The sequence below is a fragment of the Pantoea sp. OVA07A genome (assembly GCF_019969975.1).
Classification (GTDB): Bacteria; Pseudomonadota; Gammaproteobacteria; order Enterobacterales; family Enterobacteriaceae; genus Pantoea; species Pantoea agglomerans.
Genome location: NZ_JAHXYM010000002.1, coordinates 289,441 through 315,369 on the forward strand (window position 1 = coordinate 289,441; position 25,929 = coordinate 315,369).

The 25,929-nt window shown below is 52.9% G+C and carries 19 protein-coding genes and 1 tRNA gene; 12 read left to right on the forward strand and 8 right to left on the reverse strand.

Going from position 1 to position 25,929, the window contains the following annotated elements; all coding sequences use genetic code 11:
* Positions 1-14 precede the first annotated feature (14 nt).
* Both LC417_RS09820 and LC417_RS09825 read left to right on the forward strand, forming a co-directional pair.
* Positions 15-2,189, forward strand: a complete 2,175-nt coding sequence (locus tag LC417_RS09820; protein ID WP_223565783.1) for an AAA family ATPase — start codon at positions 15-17, stop codon at positions 2,187-2,189.
* 3 nt (positions 2,190-2,192) lie between these two features.
* Positions 2,193-3,434: an McrC family protein gene (locus tag LC417_RS09825; protein WP_223565784.1), complete on the forward strand. Its 1,242-nt coding sequence runs from the start codon at positions 2,193-2,195 to the stop codon at positions 3,432-3,434.
* A gap of 220 nt (positions 3,435-3,654) precedes the next feature.
* Here LC417_RS09825 and LC417_RS09830 read toward each other — a convergent pair.
* Positions 3,655-3,739 (reverse strand) — tRNA-Leu (locus tag LC417_RS09830).
* 122 nt (positions 3,740-3,861) lie between these two features.
* A complete protein-coding gene (locus LC417_RS09835; RefSeq protein WP_223565835.1) occupies positions 3,862-4,893 on the reverse strand; it encodes a DUF1176 domain-containing protein in 1,032 nt (343 codons plus the stop codon).
* Positions 4,894-5,586: 693 nt separating this feature from the next.
* Between LC417_RS09835 and LC417_RS22535 the strand changes: the two genes are divergently transcribed.
* The 3 genes from LC417_RS22535 to LC417_RS09850 all read left to right on the forward strand — a co-directional run bounded on the left by LC417_RS22535 (position 5,587) and on the right by LC417_RS09850 (position 11,104).
* Positions 5,587-8,892, forward strand: coding sequence for a DEAD/DEAH box helicase (locus tag LC417_RS22535; RefSeq protein WP_223565785.1), 3,306 nt, complete (start codon positions 5,587-5,589; stop codon positions 8,890-8,892).
* A gap of 533 nt (positions 8,893-9,425) precedes the next feature.
* Entirely contained in the window at positions 9,426-10,439 is a 1,014-nt protein-coding gene (locus LC417_RS09845; RefSeq protein WP_223565786.1) for an HNH endonuclease domain-containing protein, read from the forward strand.
* Positions 10,436-11,104 (forward strand): bifunctional 2-polyprenyl-6-hydroxyphenol methylase/3-demethylubiquinol 3-O-methyltransferase UbiG, encoded by a 669-nt coding sequence (locus LC417_RS09850; protein ID WP_191917299.1) that lies wholly within the window; start codon positions 10,436-10,438, stop codon positions 11,102-11,104. Before LC417_RS09845 ends, LC417_RS09850 begins: the two co-directional genes overlap by 4 nt.
* A 104-nt stretch (positions 11,105-11,208) precedes the next feature.
* On the opposite strand, the gene LC417_RS09855 is transcribed toward LC417_RS09850, so the two are convergent.
* Both LC417_RS09855 and LC417_RS09860 read right to left on the reverse strand, forming a co-directional pair.
* A complete protein-coding gene (locus LC417_RS09855) occupies positions 11,209-12,204 on the reverse strand; it encodes a YsnF/AvaK domain-containing protein (protein ID WP_223565787.1) in 996 nt (331 codons plus the stop codon).
* A gap of 16 nt (positions 12,205-12,220) precedes the next feature.
* Positions 12,221-12,622, reverse strand: a complete 402-nt coding sequence (locus LC417_RS09860) for a DUF2382 domain-containing protein (protein WP_010251609.1) — start codon at positions 12,620-12,622, stop codon at positions 12,221-12,223.
* Positions 12,623-13,166: 544 nt separating this feature from the next.
* On the opposite strand from LC417_RS09860, the gene LC417_RS09865 reads away from it, so the two are divergent.
* From LC417_RS09865 to LC417_RS09875, 3 genes are all read left to right on the forward strand, one after another.
* Positions 13,167-13,676: a DUF2501 domain-containing protein gene (locus tag LC417_RS09865; protein WP_223565788.1), complete on the forward strand. Its 510-nt coding sequence runs from the start codon at positions 13,167-13,169 to the stop codon at positions 13,674-13,676.
* Between the two features lie 132 nt (positions 13,677-13,808).
* Positions 13,809-14,444, forward strand: coding sequence for a hypothetical protein (locus LC417_RS09870; protein WP_010251615.1), 636 nt, complete (start codon positions 13,809-13,811; stop codon positions 14,442-14,444).
* A 24-nt stretch (positions 14,445-14,468) separates the two neighbouring features.
* On the forward strand, positions 14,469-15,137 hold the full coding sequence (locus LC417_RS09875; protein WP_022625312.1) for a MarC family NAAT transporter: 669 nt from the start codon (positions 14,469-14,471) through the stop codon (positions 15,135-15,137).
* A 43-nt stretch (positions 15,138-15,180) separates the two neighbouring features.
* Here the strand turns inward: LC417_RS09875 and LC417_RS09880 are convergent, their stop codons facing one another.
* The 3 genes from LC417_RS09880 to LC417_RS09890 are packed head-to-tail and all read right to left on the reverse strand — an operon-like array spanning position 15,181 to position 18,982.
* Positions 15,181-16,443 (reverse strand): cytochrome c, encoded by a 1,263-nt coding sequence (locus LC417_RS09880; RefSeq protein WP_064690566.1) that lies wholly within the window; start codon positions 16,441-16,443, stop codon positions 15,181-15,183.
* A 4-nt stretch (positions 16,444-16,447) separates the two neighbouring features.
* Positions 16,448-18,217: a GMC family oxidoreductase gene (locus LC417_RS09885; RefSeq protein WP_010251625.1), complete on the reverse strand. Its 1,770-nt coding sequence runs from the start codon at positions 18,215-18,217 to the stop codon at positions 16,448-16,450.
* Between the two features lie 36 nt (positions 18,218-18,253).
* Positions 18,254-18,982 carry a gluconate 2-dehydrogenase subunit 3 family protein gene (locus tag LC417_RS09890; RefSeq protein WP_223565789.1) on the reverse strand — a complete coding sequence of 243 codons (729 nt, stop codon included), beginning with the start codon at positions 18,980-18,982 and terminating at the stop codon, positions 18,254-18,256.
* 689 nt (positions 18,983-19,671) lie between these two features.
* On the opposite strand from LC417_RS09890, the gene LC417_RS09895 reads away from it, so the two are divergent.
* From LC417_RS09895 to LC417_RS09905, 3 genes are all read left to right on the forward strand, one after another.
* Complete coding sequence (locus LC417_RS09895) at positions 19,672-21,243, forward strand: ABC transporter substrate-binding protein (RefSeq protein ID WP_223565790.1); 1,572 nt, start codon at positions 19,672-19,674, stop codon at positions 21,241-21,243.
* A 120-nt stretch (positions 21,244-21,363) separates the two neighbouring features.
* On the forward strand, positions 21,364-22,866 hold the full coding sequence (locus tag LC417_RS09900; protein WP_223565791.1) for a helicase HerA-like C-terminal domain-containing protein: 1,503 nt from the start codon (positions 21,364-21,366) through the stop codon (positions 22,864-22,866).
* Positions 22,867-22,892: 26 nt separating this feature from the next.
* Complete coding sequence (locus LC417_RS09905) at positions 22,893-24,173, forward strand: DUF445 domain-containing protein (RefSeq protein WP_033759683.1); 1,281 nt, start codon at positions 22,893-22,895, stop codon at positions 24,171-24,173.
* 9 nt (positions 24,174-24,182) lie between these two features.
* On the opposite strand, the gene LC417_RS09910 is transcribed toward LC417_RS09905, so the two are convergent.
* Positions 24,183-25,091: a LysR family transcriptional regulator gene (locus LC417_RS09910; RefSeq protein ID WP_223565792.1), complete on the reverse strand. Its 909-nt coding sequence runs from the start codon at positions 25,089-25,091 to the stop codon at positions 24,183-24,185.
* 101 nt (positions 25,092-25,192) lie between these two features.
* Here LC417_RS09910 and LC417_RS09915 point away from each other — a divergent pair, with 101 nt between their 5' ends.
* A complete protein-coding gene (locus LC417_RS09915; protein ID WP_223565793.1) occupies positions 25,193-25,828 on the forward strand; it encodes an NADPH-dependent F420 reductase in 636 nt (211 codons plus the stop codon).
* Positions 25,829-25,929 lie beyond the last annotated feature (101 nt).

Below are 25,929 nucleotides of genomic sequence, written 5' to 3' on the forward strand. Positions count from 1 at the left end.
AGAGGATAACAAGGATGAGCCGCTATACCGGTGCAGAGCAAGCAGATCAGATTTTAAAAGCAGCCAGTGAATGGCGACAACGTTGCCTGATTGATGGTGGCTCACTTTTCAGTAATAAAAATCTGTGGAACAGTCAGTATTTGGCCGAAATTGAGCGCGATGTGATCAACAGCCAGCTAGAGCTTGAAGGCAACTTCATGCATCGCCTTAAAGAACAGTTAGCTGGCGTTTCTCCAGAGGCGAAGCAGCTCGCTGCAGAAATGCTTTGGCTACTGTTTCTTTGTGCCAGCAATATCAGCGTCAGAACCAAGCGTGAACAGATATCTACCCTTTGGGAACTTGCTAATGAACCGCTAAATAGTGACAACCCCTTGCTAAAAGACGTTGTGCTTTCAGGCGTAGGCAGTGCTGGGACTGGATTTAACACCTTCCGGGCACGCGAATTTGCCTACCTTACCAATGTTATTAAAGCTCTATTAGCACAGCCATCAGCTGAACGAGAGGCGCGCCTAAGTGATGGCTTCACCTTTGCAGAGTGGCTAAGCGTAATCCCTGAGAACGCTAGCCGCCAGTTTCGTCATATGCTGATGTTTATGCTGTTTCCGGATGATTTTGAACGCATCTTTAGTAACAATGATCGCCGCATCATCATCAACGCCTTCAAGCCACAACAAAAAGAAGAGCTGTCAGCTGTGGGAATGGACAGAGCGCTGCTTGAGATCCGTCGTGAGCAGGAAGAAAAACAGAATAGTAAGCAGCTCGACTTCTACGTTCCACCGCTATCGGAAATCTGGCAAAAACGCGAGGAACCTGCTGAAAAACCTGCGGCAATCGCGCCCATTGATGAAGTGCTCACTCAGCCGGAAACTATCGAACCTTTAAACTTAATTTTATTCGGCCCACCGGGAACAGGCAAAACCTACGAGCTAAACCAGCTAAAAGCGAAATATGTCAGTGAAGCGCAGACACTGACTCGCGAGCAATGGTTGGGGGAACAGCTTGCAGAGAGATCATGGCATGACGTAATTTTCATGGCACTGGCAGATATTGGCGGTAAATCAAAGGTTGCTCAAATTGCCACTCATGAATATGTACTCAGCAAAGCTAAAGCCCAAGGGCGTAGCAATGCACTCAATTCAACAATTTGGGCAACTTTGCAAACCCATACGCCGGAAGAGTCCACGACAGTTAAATATGCTCGCCGGGTTCCACCTTATCTATTTGATAAAACTGACGACAGCTTTTGGGTTACTTTGCCTGAAGCACAAGAGGAATCAGCTGAGCTGCTTACTCTGAGTAAACAGCTGAAGCAACAACCAGCCGAATCGGAAACTATAAGCCGCTACGAGTTTGTTACTTTTCATCAGGCATACAGCTATGAAGACTTCGTTGAAGGTATCCGCCCTGAGCTGGACGAAGATAGCGGTGAATTAAGCTACTCGCCGCAGGATGGCGTATTCCGTCGTATTTGCCAGCGTGCCGAAGCCGATCCTCTGCATCGCTACGCTATCTTTATCGATGAAATTAACCGTGGCAACGTGGCGAAAATTTTTGGTGAGCTAATCACGTTGATAGAAACCGACAAACGCATCAACGGCGACAAAGGAATGCGCATTACGCTACCCTACTCTCGCGAGCCATTTGGCGTACCTGAAAATCTGGATATATACGGCACGATGAACACCGCCGATCGCTCAATTGCACTACTGGATACCGCTTTACGTCGCCGCTTCCGTTTTAAAGAGCTGATGCCGGACAGCAGCAAAATCGCTGGCTCAGACGGTACGGGAAATATCGTTGATGAAGATGGCAATCAGATTAACCTGCGTAGAATGCTGGATGCGATGAATCACCGAATCCGTTTTCTTCTCAGCCGGGATCTCATGCTGGGCCATGCTTACCTTTGCCCGGTTGCTAACCTTACACAGCTAAAAACGGTTTTCCTGAATCAGTTTATTCCGCTACTGCAGGAATACTTTTATGAGGACTGGCACAAAATCCAGCTGGTGTTCCGCGATATCGACGCTACCGGCAAGCTGGTCGAGGCTCCACTGATTGGTCATGTTAAGTTGACCAGTAGAGATGTTTTCGGCTTTACCCATGATGACTTTGAAGAGGTCGTTGAATACCGTGTTTCAACTGCTCAGGAAATTACGCCCGACTCGATTCGCAAAATTTACGAGGATTAAACCGTGGCGGAAATATTGTCGGTTATTGAACATAGCTCGCTGCCGATTATTGCAGAAAGAACCATTGCTCAGTACGCGCTGGGCATTCATCATGCCCGCTTGCTGGAAAAGCTGGCGCCAAATCTTCCTGCCGGCACCTTTAGCTGGGGCCACCAATCGGTTCGTTTTGCACAATTTTGCGGCGTAATACAGCTTGATGATTTAACCCTGGAAATCCTGCCTAAGATATATGGTAAAGAAGAAAGACCTGAATCATGCCGTACAGCATTAGTGCAGATGCTGCATTCCGCCCGAATCATGCATACACATAAAGGGGCGCAGGCAGGTATCAATACTCAGCAACATAGTCTGCTGGATATTTTTATCCAGCACTTTTGCCATGATTTGCATACGCAGATCCTTCAGGGCAAGTTACGCAATTATATAGAAAAGGAAGAAAACTTGTCAGTAATGCGTGGCCGCCTGGTTATCCCACAACATGTCCGGCACAACTTAGTTCATAAAGAACGTCTTTATTGTCGCTTCGACGAGTTTAGCGAAGACATGCTGTTAAATCAGATACTCCGCTTTACCCTGCGTCTGCTGCTTCCCTGGACACGCTCCGGCAAAACCAAAAAGCAGTTATCCGGAATGTTAATGCATTTTGACGACATTAGCGATGCGCCCATCACCTTGCAATCATTCAATTTACTTAAAAGCGATCGCATTACCCAACGATTTCAGCCTGTACTTGAACAGTGTCGATTGTTTATTGCTGCAGTTAAGCCGGATGTATTAGCGGGCAGCACGCCGCTGTTCTCATTGCTGTTTGATATGAATCGCCTGTTTGAAGCATGGGTAGCAGAAAAGTTGAAGCCCTGGGCCCACCAGCAAGGCTGGCATCTTCGTACACAGGGTCCACGAAAATATCTGGCTATGCGTGATGGCGATTCCCCACAGTTTCAATTACGACCGGATATTGCACTTGTTGATGATAACGGAGTTCCACAACTGATAGCAGATACCAAGTGGAAATTATTGAATGAAGCGGACCGAAAACTGGGCGTTTCTAGCAGCGATATGTATCAGCTTTATGCTTATGCAGGGCGCTATAAAGCACCACACTTGCAATTAATTTATCCAAAACAGGCAGGATTACTTCCCCACTATAATTTTACTCTTCAGGGAATTCATGCACCAATGCTGAGAGTAAGAACTATTGCAATAGACGACATTAAAAGATGGAATGGGGATGATATAAATTAAATTTAATATTACTCAGAGCTAATGAAAAACAACCTTCACAAAATTTTTGTGTGGAGACCAACATTATCAAACTAAAATACATCTGCAAATTTACCAGCATCAGTAACTTAATTTTGATTGAATTAGATCATTCACATTGAGGAAAAAACGCCATCCTCTTGCGGGCACCCAATCCCAGACACAAAAAAAGCCGCCCTTGAGCGACTTTAATTTCCATACCTGGTGCCGAAGGCCGGAATCGAACCGGCACGCCTCGCGGCGGTTGATTTTGAATCAACTGCGTCTACCGATTTCGCCACTTCGGCACTGAAGGGTATGCGGAAAACGTTGAGGATTATACCGCTACCCCCTGTTTCCGCAACCCTTATCCGCAGGCAGTGGTGCAACTGCTGAAAAAACCGTCTTTTTGGTTCTCAGCTTCACCTGCTTAACCCGAAACAGCCTTCACGTCAGTTACCAGCGTAGGCAGATCCCAGGTGCCGCCCGCATGGATATAACGGCACATACCGGTCCCGCCGTCATAGCTTATGCGGAAAGCCTGGCCGTCCCATACCCAGCTTTCCTGACTCATACAGTCCCCGATACCCCGACCTTTCTGCACACTGGTAATTTCGCCCTTATCGTAGTCCGACCCGGAGATGGTCACCAGCACCGGCGTGCCTTTTAGCTGGTTATCAATGACCCAGTAGCCATATCCTTCGTTGTAAGCGGCACGCCAGCAGAGTGCTGAAAGCAAAGCGTGTGTGTCATCCAATGGCGTGAGCGTGAGTCCGTCAGTTTCGGGATCGCTGTTTTCTGCCGGTGAATACAGGCTGTCGCACGTGTCATCGTCATTATGATTGACCGTTGAAAGCAGTCGGGTTTTCAGGGCTTCCATTTCTGGTGCGGTCAGCAAACGGGGTTCGCCGCTGAGGGTTTTTGCCGCTTGAATAATCGGTGCGGGCACAGCCTTAGCCACGCTGCTTTCCGGCTTATTGCCCTTTTTAGTGAGTGCACCTGGCGTGCCGATACGGCCCTGCACGTCGTCCGCTTTCAGCAGCACGGCATAAGCGCCTTCGCCGGAAAGCAGGAATGGCTTGGTGCCGCCTTTAAATTCGACTTTACCGCTGCCTTTGACAGCGTTGATTACCGCATCGGTCTGGCTGGCAGACAGCCGCCAGTTATCATCAGCCGCCACCAGATCGCCTGCTGATTTCCCATCGATCCACAGTGTGAGCTTTTGCGCCGGTTCACTGTCATCTTCGGTGTCGCCCAGTGTCACCTCTCCCACTGGCTCCGTTCCAGGTCCAGCGGCACGGGTAAGCAGGATGGAGCCGGACGGATCCTCTTCTTTGGCATACCCCGCAATGCGACAGGTCAGGGTGTTATCACAGACAACTTCCCAGTCTTTGTGCTCAAGCGTTTTTCCGCTCTGAGCGGCCTGAGCCGACAGTGAGAGCATCGCCAGCACGAAAAGCATCGGTTTACAGTTCACTTTATTCCCTCAGGTTTTATTTCTGATATCAGCATAGGTATCACTCTGCCACCATGGATGCGAGGAAATCAAAAGCTAGCGTTATTTGATGACATTGATCAATGCCAGCATCTGCGCTTCTGACAACTACCAGTGATTAGCCGTTTGCATCGCTGCGCCTGCAGGCTCGCCATTTAGCCACAGCGTAATTTTTTACCGGCTTTTCGATTTCACTGTCCTGCGGCAGGATAATTTTGCCAGAGCTACCTCTCTCCGCGTCAGCCGCATGCCTAAGTAACACGCCGCCAATATTCTCTTATGTGCTCTGGCCGCCGATACAATAGGTGAAGGTATTATCGCAGACCAATGATCATGTCTTGTGATAAAAGGATAAGTCGCTTTCCTGGGCGAAAGCCGGAGCGGTAGAAATAGCCTGTACAGTAAAAAATTTATAAAAAGGATGCTCATAGTTATTAACAGGCTGCGTTGTTATAACCCCATTATATTGACAGGCCTTCCGATTGACAGGCGCATAACCAATTAATGATAGATTTATAATTCTATTAAAATCAAAGCCCATGCCCCTGTTTTCTCTCGATCCTCATGAATAGATCCTTTACACTGTGATATATAAGTTTTCCTTGTCATTAAGCGCACATATCGCTGATGGACCTATACACTGCCTCAGGGACGGTTAAAGTGGATAAGCAACAAGCATTACGCATTCTTAGCAGCTGGCATCTTATTGAATTCTTTCAAACCTATAACGTTGAGGAAGAAGAAAACAGCATTCAGATCCCTGCATCAGAGCTGGAAAGCTGCAGCGACGCTTTATTGCCGTGGCTGAATGAAGCACAGCGCGAAAGGGCCGGAATAAAAAATGCGGATGTGCATTATGTTCTTCATCTGGGATTGTTCCCTAAAAATGAGGCCGAGCTACTAAGCGAAAAGCTTTTTGGTGAAGAGGACTCTCCTCTTGCCAGCTACGAGCAGGAACAGCGACTAGATACGGAAGGTATGACCTGCTTCGCTAAACTGACTGTTGATAAAGAAGGAACGCCTGATTTTAAAGGCCTTTCAGTCAGCACCTTGCCCTGGGCGCTTGGCAAGCTTTCGCAGGGGTCTGCGGCTAAATTCTCCCTTGAGGCTTTCCGCAGCAGGAATACGTTGTTAACTGAGCAGTTGAACCGGCTCACTCATTTGTTACCGGTTCATCCACAGTCCGGTAAATCTTATCTGAATGCCGCCGCCCTGACAGGGCTTTTGGAGATTTTATGTCAGTGGGCGCAATATTTTCCCTCTTCGCCTTTTGCTTTGCAGCTTGACTGGTATCCCTTAAAAGCTTCTCGCTCAACAGAAAAAAATACACCGCGCCTGACACTGGAAAACACCGAACAGAATCGAAGCGAGCAAAGCGACCTGACAATCATCGGTGAGGCAGAAGAAGAACTGGAAAGTAGTACTGAAGTCCTGCCTATACTCAACAGTTTCTTTCTGGAAGATTTAGAACGAGCTATGCTAGCCGTGGCTCAGGATGAAGGCGGCAAGGCGTTGCATCAATATCTTTCAATTCGCCAGAATCGTCACAGCGATCTTTATTCCCCTAAAGGGCTGGAAACGATTATTCGCCATCTGGCACCGCAGCATACACCGCATGGTCGCTGGCCTTCCGATCCCCGCTTCAGCCTGTCGCTGATGCAGCAGTTTTCCATCAATACAGTCCTTCAGGAGTTGGATGAAGGCGGCCTGCTCTCGGTAAACGGCCCTCCGGGAACAGGGAAAACCACCATGCTGCGTGACCTGATGGCGCACAATGTGGTTGAGCGCGCCAAAGTCCTGACTTCTTTAAAACAGGCAACCGATGCCTTTAACGAAGACGGATTTTTGATCAAAAGCCTGACTGGTTTTGAAATGGTGGTAGCGTCTTCTAATAATGCAGCAGTAGAAAATATCTCTCGTGAACTGCCCCAGCGTAAATCTCTGGCAGAAGAGTTCTACAAAACGGACTATTTGAGTGCAGTTGCCAATCAGTTAAGCGCACGCGAAAAAAAAGGTCAGCTCCTGCCTCTTGCTGAAAAGGAGCAGTGCTGGGGATTAATTGCAGCGATTATGGGCAATAAAAAGAACCGGACTAAATTCGTCAATCGATTCTTTTTTACTTCGCACTTTGATAAAGACAGTACTGAAGAAGCCCATCGCCCGGATGAGTTTAATTTTCTTAATTACTGGCGCTGGTGTAAAACTGCCACGCCACTTTCCTTCTCACAGGCTAAAGAAAAATTTAACGCAGCGCTTGCAGAAGTGGATCAGTCGCAGCAGAAACTACTGCAACTGGATGAATTGACTACCTGGCTGGCGAAATACAGCGATGGAAAAATAATTAATGCTCTGGAGATAAAACATCATGAGGCGGTGTCACATCGTAACCAGGCAGAAAGTAAGCAGTGGCTGCTTCACCAATCCGCCAATCTTCTGGAAGAGAAGGTCAGCATCCTGCATGAAGAATACCAGGCACTACAGAAGCGTAATCCAGGCTGGCTGCAGCGTTTATTCAATCGAAAGCACTATCAGAGCTTTCTTCAGCAGTTGGAAGCGAAAAATCTTGAGCTAATTAATGAACGCAAAAAAAGACTGGCTGCACGCGAGCAACTGAGTGTGTCAGAAAATCATTTGTCGCAATGTATTGAGAATGAAAAAGCCGCGAAGCAAACCTGGACAGACGCCAAAACAGCATTGCATGACGCCACTCTGCATCAGGCGAAACTTAGAGAAGAACTCCCCGGCGTCATTATCCCCGGACCGGAACACAGCATTGAGGATGCAGATACACAGCGCTACGCTTTCTGGCAGAACGAAACCATCAACCGTCAGCGGTCTTTGTTATTTATTGCGGCAATGGAACTACATCAGGCCTGGCTGGCAGAAGTCTCCAGACACGGTAACTTCCGCAAAAAACTTTTTAAAATGGGCGCTTTTTTGAGTGCTCCCGGCTCTGAAGCCAATACTATAGGCATGTGGCAGCTTCTGTTTATGATAGTGCCCGTTGTTTCAACCACCTTTGCTTCGCTGGGGCGTATGTTCAATGGTGTCTCGGAAGCGCAATTGGGTTGGCTGATGATAGATGAAGCGGGTCAGGCGCTGCCACAGGCGGCGGTCGGCGCACTATGGCGTGCCAGACGTGTACTGGTGGTAGGCGATCCTTTACAGATTGAGCCGGTGTTTGTCACTCCACCACGTCTGACAAAATATCTGACCGAGGCGACACTCGCTAATGATGCTGAAGAGTGGACTCCCGCAAAATGGTCGGTACAGCAGATTGCCGATCGCGCTAATCCCTATGGCTGCACGTTGACGGTGATGAACAAGCCAGTGTGGGTTGGCATTCCTTTATGGGTTCATCGTCGCTGCATCGAACCTATGTTCAGCATCGCGAACCAGATAGCCTACGATAACCGTATGATCCACGGGCTGGAAGATCAGGCCATAGTCAGCCAGCCGCTTAAAAATGGCCTGAGCAACTGCTGGTACTCATCGGAAGGAGAGTGCATTCGTAAGCAATACAAATCAGAACTGGCTCGAGACACTGAAGACCTTCTCCTGAGGCTTTCTGACGCTGGCTATAAGCTTGCCGATATCTATGTTATTACGCCATTTAAAGCGGTGCGGGCAGGACTTTTAGATGCCCTGCAGCGACCAGATGTCTTAAATAAACTTGTCAGTAAAACAGCATTATCACGAACCGACCTGAAGGCGTGGCGCGGAAAAAATGTGGGAACCGTGCATACTTTTCAGGGCAAGGAAAATGACATTGTCATTCTTGTACTGGGCTGCGACGTGGCTCATCAGGGTGGAGCAGATTGGGCGGCAAGCAAACCTAACCTGTTGAACGTTGCACTCACCAGAGCAAAAAACAATATTTTTGTGATTGGTGACAGGAACGTATGGGCTGATAAGGCAGGGTTTGATGTTGTGGCACAGGTGCTCCCTGACAAAACGCTTATTTAATCAGCGCTCTGATAGGTAGGGCCATACGGCCCGGCCCGAACCAACATAAATTGTTTCCGCGATTTAAAGACGCGCTCGGCAAGCAGAGCGCGTCTTATTAACACTTCCTGCCCGAGCAACTGCTCTTGCCTCTCCTGAACCACCTATTCCGGCGCCCTGCTGCTTTTGCCCTCTTTCAATATTCCAACGGCTTCCAACAGCATTACAGCCTGTACGGTAAAAGTATATTCATCGATAGCGGGGGCCGGGCTAACCGCTGATCATGACGCGCGGCAATTAAGGGGCTCCTTTAAGCAGCTTAGCGTTAATATCCCTATCCAGCGCTAAATGCTGATGCATCATAGCCGGTGGATAACACTTTATTTTCCTACCTTTTAGTTATGCCATCATCCATCACAAACGCTTTTCTGCCCTTATCCACCATAAAGAACGCTCCGCTGCCCCTCCCACCTTTACGGTTTACATTTACCTGCATTTGTTATGTGATCCTGTTACGTGAATTCTTCGAGCTGTCTCGCAAAACAGGATCCTGCATGCGCTTTTACCAGGCCGATCCCCGCCTTGAAAACTACTGGCGCGGCGTTATCCTTTTTGGCAAAAACGTCGCGTCCTATAAATTTGCCCTTGCCCATGCGCTCTACGATCTGAAGCAGCCGGACAACGATTTGATTACGCTGGAAGCGCTGGCCGTGCCTTTTGTGAGGCATTTATGCGCCCACCTGCGTCATGCGCCAAAGCAGATCACCAGCAAAAGCAGCGAGTTTCTGGAGGCATGCAGACAATTCAACGCAGGCGAAATCAGCGAAGAACAGTTGATTGCTATTACCGTCAAACGCGGGTTCGCTAACGTCATCGATGCTTTTCACAATGTGAATCACGCCGAGATCGACAAACGCTTTTTCCTGGATGAACGGCGAAGCCATAAAGGCATCCGGCTGACGGATAACTTTTATCAGCTGACGGAAAACGAACAGTTTGCCAGTCTGAAAGCGGAAACGGATGCCAGATGGCGGCTGGTAGAAGAAGCCTGGGCGATGAACGTTTCACGCAACCTGATTGCGGTTGATTATGACGATAATGACAAGATGCTTTTCAGTCGCCAGAGCGGTCGCCGCGTCACCATTACCAGCTGCCGCAGCAGCCTGAACGGCTACCAGAAAGGCCGGTGCTTTTATTGCTTCCGTGCCATTGGCGTGACAGGTGGCGAAGAGAACCTGGCGGATGTCGATCACTTCCTGCCGCTGATGCTCAGCGAGCAAATCGGCAACCTTAACGGCGTCTGGAATCTGGTGCTGGCCTGCCAGACCTGTAATCGTGGCGCTCAGGGTAAATTTGCACGCATTCCCTCGATAATACTTTTGCAGCGACTGCATGATCGAAACGAATACTTTATTAACAGTCATCTGCCACTTCGGGAGACGTTAATCCGCCAGACCGGCGCAACGCCGCTGCTGCGGCACAGTTTCCTGCAAAACAGCTGGGATACGGCAAAATTTTCTCTGCTCCACGAATGGCAGCCAGCGGCACAGGGAGACAGCCTGTTTTGAACAACGAAGATTATTACCGGCAGAACGCTCAGCGGTTTTTTACCGATACGGCAAGCGTGGATATGTCTGCGCTTTACCCGCCTTTTATTGACTGCCTGCCGCCGGGCGCTCGCATTCTCGATGCAGGCTGCGGTTCAGGTCGTGACATTAAAGCCTTCAGCGAAATGGGTTTTATCGTCGAAGCCTTTGATGCCTCGGCGGAGCTGGTTGCGCTGGCCCGCCAGTTATCCGGAAAGCCTGTAATGCAGATGCGATTTCAGGATATTGATGCGGTTGAAAAATATGACGGTATCTGGTGCTGCGCCTCGCTGCTGCATGTTTCCGAAGCTGAACTACCCGGCGTCATGACAAAACTGGCCATGGCGCTGAAGCCTTGCGGCGTAGGGTATCTCTCTTTTAAATATGGCCGCGGCGAACGGGAAAAGGACGGACGCAGATTCACAGATATGGATGTGGCTGGATTACAGAAACTGGTAGATGGGGTAAACACACTCGGCGGTGACATTCTGACTACAAATAAGATAGGGATAAAAAGTGAGGCTGGCTCTGAGGACACAGCGGTAAAGAGATTCGCTATTGAAACAGAAAAAACCTGGCAGACCGGTGATGTACGAGCGGGACGCGGCGACGAAGTCTGGCTGAATGCGATTATCAGGAAAAAATAACGCAAAAGAGCCAACCTCACGGTTGGCCCCTTCTTGCATCTTGCATGCTCAGCATCGGGCATCAGCGGTGCCCGTTAGCGCCTGTTGTTGTCAGGATAAGCGCCTCAATGCGAGTGGTCGTGCAGTTTGTTCCCGACCTTATCCTTCACTTCGCTGGCTTTCTCACTCACCTTCTCAGTCAGGCTCTCTTTGTGGTCACGGTTATGTGCACCTGGTGACTGTGTGCCTACTGCTGCGGTCGCAGGTTTTACCCCTGCGGTCGTACCCGGCAGTTCACGCTCCAGACCACCTCGTGCATGGTCGATATCCACTTCCTGACGACGCACCGTGTCGTTAATGGTCTCGGTACGATCGCTGCCGTCGGTACGCACCACCACTTCTTCTTTCACGTGGGTCGTTTTGTTGATAACCGGCTGCTCATGGGTCTCAGCAACCTCGACAGTTTTCTCTGACCAGTCCACTTCCCCAGCCAGCGCGGGTTCATTAACCGAACGACGGAAGATGTCAGCGTGCTGCTCATGCAGCGAAATATCTTCAGATACGGTATCGGTCACGGTATAGCGGCGAACACGAGTCGAGCCTTCGCTCACCAGACGTTTACCCACTTCCACCTGCTCTTCGGCCAGACGCAGAATGTCAGCTTCGCTCTCATCACCAGTCAGTGAGGTGCGTCGCGGTTCAACCTGTCGGTCGTTGGTCTCACCAGCAAACTGCTTGCCTGCCGTCGTCGGGTTGATGCCCGGCGCGGTGGTGCCATTCTCAACCGAGCTTTGCATACGTGACGGAACGTCCACCGAGTCATGAGAATGGAGAATGGTCATGGCGCGAGCCAGCTTCTCCTCCTCGGTGCGGATAGTCAGCACTACGCCGCCCTTGTCCATCGCTCTGGTGTAAACATCGGCCTGCTCTTTATCAACGGAGTGACCAAACAGACGCTGCCAGATGCTTGGATGGCGGATAGAGTGTCCTTCCTCCTGCAAACGTTCTCCACTGATAAGACTGATGTCCCGATCAGAAAAGCCTGCTTTCACGAGATTTCTTTTCGCGGCCTCTGCCTGAATTGCAGAATCGAACAGTGTTACGATTTTTTCATGTGCCATGATAGGTTCCTCTCTGTTAGCTAATTTGATCGTCATCTCTTTCAACGTTCACCTGCTGCTCACGTCGGGTCACCACCTCCTGAAAAGGAACATTTTCCTGCACTTTTCGGATGTGGATCTCCTCTTTAAGCACCAGCTTTCTGACGATTTGGATTTCTTCCTCTACTACCGGGACAATCAGTACACCGTTCTCTTCCCTGATTTCGGGCATCGTTTCAACAGGTTGCGCTTTCGCTACATGCTCAACCTCAACCTTCTCCCGGTTAAGCAGTGTACTGATGACCTCGTCATGCTCAGTTGTGGAACGGGTAACACGGACATGTCCATCCACAATCTTTTGCTTCGTCAGGGCTATTTGCTCTTCAGCGAGTTTAAGCGTGACCTCTGCATTATTATTGTGCTCTGGCTGTCCAGCCATAATATCGCTCCCGTTAAATTAAATATCTGCCACAACTGCCTGACACAGTGATTAAGCATGAACACTCTGGCTGATTTCGCAAGCCGGAATAATAAAAAACCCTGCCAACTCAATTTAATTACGGCACAGAAAATCGCATCAAAAAACAGCAACCTTGCTTAAATCACCGCTACGTTAAAAATAAAAAATAACTAAAATACATGAATTTATATTAAGATGATTTCGCAGGTAAATATTACCAGACCAGACGCAAGCGCTTAGAAAACGCGCTATAAGCAAAGCGGTAACTTTAATTTAAACCAGGACGATTCCTGATAAACATCGTGAGAATATTAAATAATGTTTCCGCGGGATGTGCTTATTACTGCCTTCAGTTAATCACTTCACAGAATAATAACACCCACAAGCATCTGAATATTTTATCGCTCTTATTACAGAAGATTCCCAAAGTGCTATTTAAGACGCTTTTTATAAAAGGAAGTCAGGAACTTTCTGCCCGTCAGCCTTTCTTAGGAAAACTGAATAAGCACATACCGAGGTTGAAATGAAGCAAGCACAACACAGTGCGTGGGGATGGGGACTGGCGGCACTTCTGGTCGCAGGCAGTGCATCAGCGGCAAGCTGGCAGGATCAACTGAGCAGTGCAGCATCGCAGCTCAGCCAGCAGAACAACGGCAGCACCACCGGCACCACGCAGCAGAATGGCGGCATGTCGCTTTCTACCATTACCAGCATGCTGGGCGGCGGCGATAAAGCGGTCAGCGCCAACAGCATGACCAACGCCGCCGGTGTGATGCAGTACTGTGTCGAACATAACGTGGTGAAAAACAATGTGCAGTCGGTCAAAGATCAGGTGCTGAGCAAGCTCGGTCTGAATACCACCACCGCGCAGGAACAGAAAACCGACTACACCCAGGGCGTGGCCGGTCTGCTGAATACCGGTAACGGCCAGCAGTTGAATCTGCAAAGCCTGAGCAACTCGCCGATGGGTGAGAAGCTGAAAACCAAAGCCTGTGACGTGGTGCTGAAGCAGGGCAAAAACTTTATCTCCTGATCTCCTTCCCTTCTCTCTCCCCTCTCTGCTCTGAGGGGAGCGTTAAACGCCCCCCATGCTGTGACGCCTGACATTCCCTTAACCTGGGGTTGAGCGCTATAGTGTTGTTTTGATTTCTACAGGACAGCACGCATGAAAGGCATCAACATCGCACTTTACTTCGACCCCGATCAGATTCAGGCCTGCGTTCACGAACAGGACGACAGCTATGTCACCAAAAAATTCGAGTATGACGATGGCGTGATTGAAGAGATCTACCAGTGGCTGGAGCAGTACGAACCCAAACGTACCCACATCTGCGTGATTGAAAACGAAACCGCCGAGCTGCTGGCCGATGAGCTGGTCGACAGCGGCTTTCGCGTCCATCAGGTCACCATGCATCAGCTGCTGAGCTGGTTCGCTACCGAGCCGCCATCCACGCCAGACGGCACGCCAATGCGCGCCATGCTGCGTTTCCTGGAAGATGAACATCCGCGTGAATATGAGTCGCGCACGCCGCAGACCGAAGCGCTGATGGAGATGTTCGACGAGCTGGACGCGCTGGAGATGGTGGATGACGCCGACGATGAAGACGCGCTGCCAGGCGATCTGCTGCGCGCCATGAAGAAGCACAAAATCACCGCCAGCGCTGCGGCCCAGCGTCTGCTGCCGGACATCAATGAGCGTATCCGCGAGCATCTGATGCAGTATCCCGAACTGATGACGCCTGAAATCCTGCAGGACTTCTTTCCGGAACTGCTTGAGGCGCTGGAGCGTCCGAAGCACTAATCACCACGGAAAAGGCGATTTGTCATGCTGGAGTTAATTAAAGCAGTCAGTCTGGGGCTGGTGGTGATCCTGCCGCTCGCCAATCCACTCACCACCGTGGCGCTGTTCCTGGGGCTGGCGGGTGAGATGAACTTCCAGGAGCGCAACCGACAGGCGCGCCAGGCTTCTATCTATGTCTTCGCCATCATGATGGTGGCGTGGTACGCGGGCAGCGCGGTGCTGAATACCTTCGGCATCTCCATTCCTGGCCTGCGCATGGCGGGCGGTCTGATCGTCGCTTTTATCGGTTTTCGGATGCTGTTCCCGGCTAAACCTGCTGGCCATTCTGTCGAAGCAAAGCAGAAACTGGATGAGCTGGATGAAGCCAAAGAGCCGGTGAATATCGCCTTTGTGCCGCTGGCGATGCCAAGCACGGCCGGGCCGGGTACCATTGCGATGATCATCTCTTCCGCCTCGACGGTAAGAAGCGGCGTCGACTTTCCGGCCTGGGTCATCACCGTCGCGCCAGTGCTAATCTTCCTGCTGGTGAGCCTGATTCTGTGGGTTTCACTGCGCAGTTCAGGTGCCATCATGAAGCTGGTGGGTAAAAGCGGCATTGAGGCGATATCGCGCCTGATGGGATTTTTACTGGTCTGTATGGGCGTGCAGTTTATCATTAACGGCGTGCTGGAAGTGGTGCGCACCTTTCACTAATCCGGGATTTCCCCTCTCCGAACGGGCAGAGGGGAAAGCTCGATTACTTCAGCGTTTTACGCACTTCAGCAACCTGATCTTTGCTCACCGCTGGCGCGGTGTTGCTCCAGCCCTGACGAATAAAGGTCGCCAGCTGCGCGACTTCATCATCACTCAGACGCTGACCAAAGCCTGGCATCGCCAGTTTCGACGGGGCCTTCGCGGTGGAAGGCTGCTGTGCGCCGGCCAGGATGGTGTGGATCAGACCGGTTGGATCTTTGGCATTGACGATCGTCGCCTGATCCAGCTCCGGGAAGATCCCCGGGGCGCCTTTGCCGGTCACGAAGTGACAGGCACCGCAGTTATCCAGATAGAGACGCTCGCCTTCGCTCAGGTTCTTCGCCGCGGTCAGCTTCGCTTCCGTTGCCTGCTGCGCCTGCACGTTGTACGCCTGCAATGGCGGGTTGCCGCCCAGGAACTTCAGGTAGGCCGCGATGGCTTTCAGATCGGCGTCGGTCATGTGTGAGCTGCTGTGCTCAATCACCGAGGTCATCTCGCCGCCCACCGCCGCTTTATCGTTACGGCCGGTCTGCAGGTAGTCCACCACTTCCTGCTCGCTCCAGCGTGGCAGGCCACGCAGTGACGGCACATCCCAGTTATTCAGGCTGCCGCCTGCCAGGAATTTATCGTCACCGCTATCCAGCGCTTTCTCGTTCATGCCCAGACCGCGCGGCGTATGGCAGCTGCCGCAGTGGCCCAGACTCTCCACGATATAGGCACCGCGGTTGACCTCTTCAGAAGCGCCACCAATCGGCTGGAACGGCTTATCCGAGGCGAACGCCCAGTTCCAGAAACGCATGCCCCAGCGCTGGCTGAACGGGAAGCTCAGATCGGTTTCCGGCGGCTGTTCTGCACTTGGCTGCACGCCTTTCATGAAGTAGACGTAAAGCGCGTGGATGTCGGCATCACTGATTTTGGCGTAATCAGGATAAGGCATCGCCGGATAGAGATGCGAACCGTCCGGTAATACCCCTTTGCGCACCGCGTCAGAGAACTGCTGCTCGCTGTAGTTGCCGATGCCGTGCTGCTTATCGGGCGTGATGTTGGTGGAGAAGATGGTGCCAAGGTTCGACTCAATCGCCAGCCCGCCGGAATAGTCAGGCTTGCCAGGCAGTGAGTGGCACGCCATGCAGTCGCCCAGCCGCGAGAGATATTCGCCCTGCTTAATCAGTTGCGCTTCATCTTCGGCGTGAACCGGCAGCGCAAATCCGCTGGCTAACAGCACCGCGTTGGCAAAGATAAAAGATTTCAGTTTCAGCTTATTCATGCGCTTATGCCTGTACCAGTGGGCCGGGATTTTTCAGATACTGATCTTTGATCGCCTGTGCCGCCATCAGGGTGATCGCACCGATGGTATCGGTCGGGTTCGCCTGGAAGTTCTGCGGGAAAGCGTTACCGCCCGGCACAAAGACGTTATGCACGTCCCAGCTCTGCAGATACTTGTTCAGCGCCGAGGTTTTCGGGTTATCGCCCATTACGGCACCGCCCACGTTGTGGGTAGAGACATATTTGGTCAGGTCAAAGTCCGCGCCCATTGGCAGGAAGCTCATGCTCATGCTGTCAGGGTTCAGCTCTTTCGCGATATTGCCGACGATGCCTTTCAGGTGCTGCTGAAGTTTCAGCTCATTCTCTTTCCAGTTGAAGGTCATGCGCAGCAGTGGCAGGCCACGGTGATCGTTGTAGTTCGGATCGAGATCCAGATAGATATCGCGGTAAGACTGACAGGTGGTGGTAATGCTGATCTTCATCGAATGACCGTACCACTCCTCCAGACCTTCCTTGTATCCCATACCCCAGGTCGGCGTGCCTTTTGGCAGCGCGGTGCTGATCGGCGTACCGGTCGCCTGTGAGCTGTGGATCTTCGCGCCGCCGAGGAAGCCGAGTGATGGGCCGTCGAAGTTGCCTGGCGAGATATCGTTGAACATCTGGCCGGTCGCGCCCGCCGTAGCGTACGGATTGAAGTTTTTATCTTTAAAGAACAGCGTTGCGCCGCCGTTGGACAGGAACGCGTAGTTACGCCCTACCACACCCTCTTCGGTAATCGGGTTGTAAGGCTTGCCGATGCCGGAGAGCAGCATCAGACGCACGTTGTAGAGCTGGAAGCTGCTCAGCACCACGATTTTCGCTGGCTGGAAGCACTCGTTGCCCTGTGCATCGATGTAGATCACGCCTTTCGCGGTTTTCTTATCATCGTTCAGCACGACCTTGATCACTTCCGCATTCACTTCATAGGAGAAGTTCGGCATACGCTTCAGTGAATCCATTACGGCGGTCTGCGGCGACGCTTTGGAGTAGTTCAGGCAGGGATATTTACTGCAGTAGCCGCAGTAGTTGCACGGCGCGATCTGGTTGCCGTACGGGTTTTTCCACGCACGCGACACACAGGCCGACGGGTTCGGGAACGGATGGTAACCGAGTTTGGTCGCCACCTCTTTGAACATCACGTTGTTCAGCGTGTCATCCAGCGCAGGCAGCGGATAAGGCTCAGAACGCGGGCCTTCAAACGGATCGCCGCCTTCCAGAATTTTGCCGCGCAGGTTGCCGGTGTTGCCCGACTGGCCGCAAATCAGTTCGAATTTATAGTAGTAAGGCTCGATCTCTTCCCAGCTGAACGGGAAGTCCATCACCCGCATATCATCCTGCAGAATGCCCGGCTTGTAAGCCTCGTCGACATAGGTCTTCAGTTTGATATCAGTCGGTGTCGGACGGATCAGTACTGCGGTCCAGTGCAGGCCGGAACCGCCTACGCCGGTGCCCGGTGCAAACGCACCCCATTTACGGGTTGGCAATGCCGTCTGGCTGCTGTTGTAGCGGACGGTGACCGCCACTTCGGCGGGGGTGGCAAACACTTTATTGCGCACCGCATAGGCGTATTCATCCGCCGGTTTCGGGTAGGCGAACTCGTCATAATCGCGATCGCCGCCGCGCTCAAGGGCGCGCACATCCAGACCTGCCAGTGCCAGCTCGATGCTCATCAGCGAGCCTGCCCAGCCGAGGCCGCAGACCACGACGTCGACTTCTTTTTTAGTAACCTGTGCCATGATAATCCTGTTTCAAATACCTGATGTGGACGCGCCCTACGCGCGTTCGCCCTTCACACTGACCGGACCCAGCGGATAAGGAACGTTGTGCTGTTTCACCCATTCGGTGAAGCTGGCACGCGCGCCGGGGAAGCCGATGGCGATCCAGGCTTTCATGCCTTTATTACCGCCGTACATCGGGTCAGCAAGGTAGCCATGCTTGGTATCGGAAAGCAGCTGGCTGAAGAAATGCGCAGGCTTAAGATCGGCTTCGCCCAGTGCGGCAAAGTCGATCTCGTTTTTGTTTACCTGGGTCAGCACCGCATCTTTCTCTTCCAGCGTCAGCGCATGAAACGCTTTCTGATGGGCGTTCTGCGACCACTGATTAATCAGCCGGATACCGGTCTGATACATCTGCTGTGGGCGGAACGGGATCTGGTAACCCATGGTTGCGGGCGCCTGCGTATTGAACGGCCCCTGCATGTAGATTTCGCTGCCAAACGCTTCGCTGTGCAGTTGCTGATCGATAAAGATCGGCACGTTAGTTTCCAGCGCGCCCGGCGCTTTGCCTTTGCCGCCTGCCGGAATCAAACGGTCAGTGGCGGCCAGGATAAACTGCCACTCATCGGCACTAAAAAAGATCGGTTTGTAATCGGCTAACTCCGGTGCGGCCATCTCTGCCGCCTGTGCCGCAGTAATGCCTTTGAAGACCAGTTCACTTAATGGCAACGCCAGCAGTGAACCGAGCAAAAATTTACGCCTGGTGGTGGGTTTTTCTAAAAGCATATCCGCACGACTCTCATCTGCTAAATACCCGCTTTATTTGTTATGAAGCTGAAAGGCTGAGTGCAGGCGGAAAATTCCCCGCAGAGATCAACGCACGCGGCACAGACGACGGCAGAACAGACAAGGGCAGGTAGAATTATGGTTCGGTGACTAACGGAACTTATCGGTTAATAACCTGGCAATCTTAGGGATATAGATATGTCTGGATGTAAAAATTGAATTTAAGATGTGTCTTAGTAAAAGTTTATCATGGTGTTGCGAAAGGGTTGCGGAGAGGTAAAAGATTTACAGCGCGGAAATCGGGGGTAAAACCGCATAAACATCGGGTATTTAACTCTTTTAACGCAGGAATGAGGGTTATTATTTTCGCCCTGTCATCATCACGCCAGATAACCGATAAAAAAATATCATACTTCCATACAAGAGAATCATTCTCATCGTTAACACTATAGTGACTTTGATAGTCATACAATCAGACTGTGCGCAATTTGTGATCGGCTGAGTAAAACCGGCTTTATTCCGCCCGCTGTAAAATGACAATAAAATAATTACTGACCGTCATTATCTTATTTTGTCTCTTTGCCTGAATGACTACGCTAATAATTGTGCAAAGCTCATAAGAAACCCGCATTTGGAGATTATCCGGCGCCCGATAGAGTAGAGCTATCAACGACTCAGGATAACCCTCCATGCGAAAAACACTCTTGTCCCTGTTTACGGCTGTGGCACTGGTTCACCCGGCACACGCCGCCACGCCTGGCGACACGCTGGTAATTGCCGTTCCGCTTGATGGCATCATCAGTTTCGACCCGGCGGAAAGTTTTGAGACCGTCAGCAACAGTAGCCTGCGCAATATCTACCAGACGCTACTGGAGCCTGATCATCAGAATCCGCAGCAGCTCTCGCCGCTGGCGGCTACGCGCTGGCAGGCAGGCAAAACGCCTCATAGCCTGGTGTTTGATCTTAATCCGCAGGCCCGCTTCGCCAGTGGTCATCCCGTGACCGCACAGGATGTGGTCTTCTCATTAACCCGTGCAGTAAAACTCAATAAAGCGCCCTCTTTTATTCTGGGTGAATTTGGCTGGACGCCAGAAAACATCGATCAGCAGTTCACGGTAATTAATGACCACCAGCTTGAACTGCGCTGGCCAGCGGAGATCGGCAGCGATCTGGCGCTGCGCCTGCTGACCGCGCCGGTCTCCTCCATCGTCGACAGCAAACTGGCGCAGCAGCACGCCAGCAACAACGATTACGGTAATAGCTGGCTGAAGGTGCACTCCGCCGGCAGCGCCGCCTATGCCATAAAACAGTTTGTGCCGCTGCAGGCGCTGGTGCTGGAAGCCAATCCCAATAGCATCCGGAAGCCGCATCTGAAGCGGGTATTGCTAAAAGGTGTGGCCGATCCGGGCAGCCGCCGTCTGCTGATCCAGCAGGGTGATGTGGATGTCGCCTATCAGCTCGGCCCGGATCAGATTACCGCGCTGAAGAACACCGCCAATGTGCGTATTGATGCCTTCCCGTCCAGCCTGGTTTATTACATCGGCTTTAACACTCAAAGCCCACAGCAACCGGCGCTGGGGAATCCGGCGCTGTGGCAGGCGGCACGCTGGCTGGTTGACTATGACAGCCTGGCGAACCAGCTGCTGAAAGGTCAGTACCGCATTCATCAGAGCTTCCTGCCGGACGGCTTCGATGGTGCACTGAACACGACACCGTTCCATTACGATCTGAAAAAGGCACAGGCGATACTGCAAAAAGGCGGCATCAAACCTGGCACCCATATCGCGCTGACGGTGGTGAACCAGCCGCCTTACATTGATGTGGCGCAGGCACTGCAGGCCAGCTTTGCCAAAGCGGATGTGCAGCTTGATATCCAGCCGGTGGCGGAATCGGAGCTGTGGAGCAAAATGCGCAGCCGGGACTTCCAGGCCATCTTTACTTACTGGGGCGCGGACTACATCGATCCCAACACCAATGCCAGCACCTTTGCCTATAACGTGCCGGGCGGCGGCAAAACCCTGGCGTGGCGCGTCGGCTGGACGATTCCGGAGCTGAGTGCACAGACCCGTGCCGCCGCCGGAGAGAGCGATGCGGTGAAACGTCGCAACCTCTACACCGGGCTGCAAACCCGCATCCAGCAGGATTCGCCGTTTGTCATGCTGTTACAGGGCGCAACCCAGGTGGCGGTGCGCAGCAACCTCAGTCACCTGCAGCAGGGCATCGGGGTCAGCCTGCTCAATTTTGAAGAGGTTCAGAAGTAAACCACTGTTGCTGGCCGCTGCTCCCCGGGCAGCGGCCTTTTTTTGGTGAATAGTTCTCCTCCTGTGCCGCTCCGGCTTGCTATCCTTCAGGCATAACCTTCAGCCTGAGAGTGGAAAATCATGACTTCCCCGCTACTGATTGCCCGTACGCCAGACGTCGAACTTCATCTGTTGCCGCAAATGGCCAACCGCCATGGCCTGATCACCGGCGCGACCGGCACCGGTAAAACCGTTACGCTGCAGAAACTGGCTGAATCGTTCTCCGCCAGCGGCGTGCCGGTCTTTATGGCTGATGTTAAAGGCGATTTGACCGGCGTGGCGATGGCTGGCCAGTCCAGCGAAAAGCTGCAGGAGAGGCTGGCGAAAATCGGCGTCACCGACTGGCAGCCGCAGAGCAATCCGGTGGTGCTGTGGGATATCTTCGGCGAGAAAGGCCATCCGGTTCGCGCTACCGTCTCTGATCTCGGGCCGCTGCTGCTGGCGCGACTGCTGAACCTGAATGAGGTGCAGAGCGGCGTATTGCAGATTATTTTCCGCATCGCCGATGACCAGGGTTTACTGCTGCTGGACTTCAAAGATCTGCGCGCCATGACCCAGTACATCGGTGACAACGCCAAAAGCTTCCAGACCCACTACGGCAATATCAACAGCGCCTCGGTCGGCGCCATCCAGCGCGGGTTACTGACGCTGGAGCAACAGGGCGCGGAGCACTTCTTTGGTGAACCGATGCTGGATATCGCCGACTGGATGCGTGTCGACAGCAACGGCAAAGGCGTCATCAACATCCTCTCTGCTGAGAAGCTCTACCAGATGCCGAAACTCTACGCCACCAGCCTGCTGTGGCTGCTGTCGGAGCTTTATGAGCACCTGCCGGAAGCGGGCGATCTCGATCAGCCAAAGCTGGTGTTCTTCTTTGATGAGGCGCACCTGCTGTTCACCGACGCGCCGCCGGTGCTGCTGGAGAAAATAGAACAGGTCATGCGGCTGATCCGCTCCAAAGGGGTCGGCGTCTGGTTCGTCACCCAGAACCCGGCAGATATTCCCGATCGGGTGCTGGGCCAGCTTGGCAACCGCGTTCAGCACGCGCTGCGAGCCTTCACCCCCAAAGATCAGAAAGCGGTAAAAACCGCCGCCGATACCCTGCGCGCCAACCCAGCGTTTGACAGCGTCGAGGCGATTCAGGCGCTGGGCACCGGCGAAGCGCTAATCTCCTTCCTGGATGCCAAAGGCAGTCCGTCGGTGGTGGAACGGGCCATGGTGATCGCACCTGGCTCACGTATGGGTCCGGTCACAGGCGATGAACGCAACGGCCTGATCAACCATTCACCGCTCTATGGCAAATATGACAGCGAAGTTGATCGCGAATCGGCATTTGAGAAGCTGCAAAAAGGGTTTCAGGCCGCCAGCGATCAGGCCAGTGCGCCTCCGGCGAAAGGCGACGATGTCGCGGTAGATAACGGCATTCTCGGCGGGCTGAAAGAGATCCTGTTTGGCCGAACCGGCCCGCGCGGCGGCAAGCACGATGGCATGGTGCAGACCATGGCGAAAAGCGCCACGCGCCAGATTACCAATCAGATCATCCGTGGCGTACTCGGCAGCCTGCTGGGTGGTCGCCGCCGATGAAACCGGCTCTCTGCTAAGATCAGGATATGGATAAACAACACGAACTGAAACGGACGAAACGTCTGGCGCTGCTGCTGTTACTGCTGGCTGCAATTACCTTTATCGTTACGCTTTTTCTGCCGCCCGGCTTCTGGGTCAGCGGCGTAAAAGCGATTGCGGAAGCTGCGATGGTCGGCGCGCTGGCGGACTGGTTCGCGGTGGTCGCACTGTTCCGGCGCGTGCCGGTGCCCTTTATCTCGCGTCATACCGCCATCATTCCGCGAAACAAAGATCGTATCGGTGAAAACCTCGGTCGCTTTGTGCAGGAGAAGTTTCTTGATACCGACTCGCTGCTCAATCTGATTCGCCGTCACGATCCTTCCAACCTGCTGGCGCAATGGCTGAATGCGCCGGGCAATGCTGACCGCATTGGCCGCCATCTGCTGCAGGTCATGCGCGGCTTCCTTGATCTGACCGATGACACACGGATCCAGAATTTCATGCGCCGCGCAGTACATCGCGCCATCGACAAGGTCGATCTCAGCCAGACCAGCGCCCTGCTGCTGGAGAGCCTGACGAAAAACAACCGTCATCAGGCGCTGCTGGACGCGGCAATCGAACAGCTGCTGAAGCTGCTGCATAAGCCCAGTACCCGCGAGTTTATTGCCATGCAGCTGGTGCGCTGGCTGAAACGCGAGCATCCGATCAAAGCCAAAATGTTGCCGACCGAATGGCTGGGCGAGCACAGCGCCGAGCTGGTGGCAAACGCGGTCGATTCACTGCTGGATGATGTGGCGCTGGATCAGGGGCATGAGCTGCGCCTCGGCTTCAATCGGGCGGTCGACAAACTGATCGTTAAACTGCAGAACGACCCGGAAATGGCAGAGCGTGCCGAGGAGATCAAAGGCTGGCTGAAAGAGGATGCCTCGTTTAACCGCTACATCGGCGAGCTGTGGAATGATATGCGCAACTGGCTCAAGGCGGATCTCAGCAGTGATGATTCACGAGTGCAGGAGAAAGTGCGCGGTGCAGCATTGTGGCTGGGCGAAACCCTGGCGGCCGACCCGGCGCTGCGTGACTCGATGAATCAGCATCTGGAACAGGCCGCACGCAGCGTTGCACCAGAGTTTGCTGGCTTCCTGACGCGTCATATCAGCGACACCGTGAAGAGCTGGGATGCACGCGACATGTCGCAGCAGATCGAACTTAATATCGGCAAAGATCTGCAGTTTATCCGCATCAACGGCACGCTGGTTGGCGGCACCATCGGGCTGATTCTCTACCTGTTGTCGCAGCTGCCCCAGTTACTCCCGCTGCTGAGCCGATAACCGCCTGGTTTAGCCGGATTGGGGTGGATAGAGGCCAAACTCGGTGATAATGGCGCTAACAAAGCTGCGGATTTTCACCGTCTGGCGGCGGCCCGCCGGAATCAGCACATGCATGGGTCGTGCTGGCCCGGCATAATCGGGCAGCACCTGGACCAGCCGGCCCTGTCTGATCTCTTCAGAGAGAATGGAGGCCGGTCCCAGGGTAATGCCATAACCCTCAAGCGCCGCATGCAGCAGCGCTTTCCAGTCATTCGACCGCATGCGCCCCTGCGGATGTACCTCTTCAACCTTACCGGCCTGACTGAATACCCAGCGGCAGGGTTTTGAGGGCGACCAGATGCCATAAACGAGACAGGCGTGGTTCACCAGCTCTGCTGGCGTGGCAGGCACACCGTGCCGCGCCAGATAGGCTGGCGACGCGCAGGCTATCAGCCGGTAGGGCTGCAGTGGATGGGCGATGATCGAACTGTCCGCCAGCGCACCAATCCGGATCACCACCTCATAACCCTCTTCAAACGGATCGACCAGCCGATCGCTGAGTTCAAGATCGACCTGCGTTTCCGGAAACCGGTCAAGATAGCGGGTCACAAACGGCGCCAGGCTAAAAGAACCAAACGTGACCGGGGCGCTGACCTTCAGCGTACCGGACGGCCGCTGCTGCATATCCAGCGCGATCGCATCTGCTTCCTGCACCTCTGCCAGCACGATTTTGCAGCGTTCGTAATAGTTGCGGCCCACATCCGTCAGGCTTTGTCGTCGGGTGGTGCGATGCAGAAGTAGCGTACCGAGATGCTTCTCCAGCATGGCGATATGCTTCGCCACCATCTGCGGTGAGATTTGCAAGTGCCCGGCTGCGGCGGCAAACGAGCCCGATTCCGCGACGGTAACAAACACGTTCATGCTGGTAAACCGATCCATGATTCCCTCCTGTTGGTTGTTTATATTGCGTCTGTTTGTCGATTTATTCACCTCCTGTTTTTAATTAAGGTCAGTGCGTGAAACTCATCGAGGAGAAACGTATGAAAATAGGCATTATTGGCGCAGGCTTTGTTGGCCGGGCGATTGCAAAACTGGCGATTCAGGCGGGACATCAGGTGATGCTCAGCAACTCGCGCGATCCACGAACGCTGTTCAGCCTGAAACCGATGATTGGCTGTGAAACCGGCACCGCCACCGAGGCCGCAGAGTTCGGCGAAGTGGTGGTGATTGCCGTGCCGCTCACGGCAACGGAACAACTTCCGGCCACAGAATTGCGGGGAAAAATCGTGCTTGATGCGGTCAATTACTATCCCGACCGCGATGGCGAAATTGAAGAGCTGCTCAATGGCCGCATCAGCACCAGTGAACGGCTTGCCCGCCTGCTTCCTGACAGCCGCGTCACCAAGGCATTCAATGCCATCCGCATGACCGATCTTGAAACGCAGGGCCTGCCGCCGGGCGATGCTAACCGGCAGGCATTACCGCTGGCGGGAGATGATAGCGAAGGGAAAGCGACCGCCACGGCATTATATGAAGCCTTTGGATTTGATGCCGTGGATGCGGGCTCGTTAGCGGAAGGCTGGCGTTTCGAGCGTGGGACGCCCGCCTATTGCGTAGCCCTGAACAGAGAGCAACTCACCAGGACACTGAAAGAGACGACCCGGCACTCCGCATAAACAGGGCATCAGCGCAGAATAAAGCCGCTCACCGTCGCTGAAACCGCATCTTCCAGACGACTGCTAAACGTAAAGCGATGGAAGCCTGCCCTGAGCCTGAA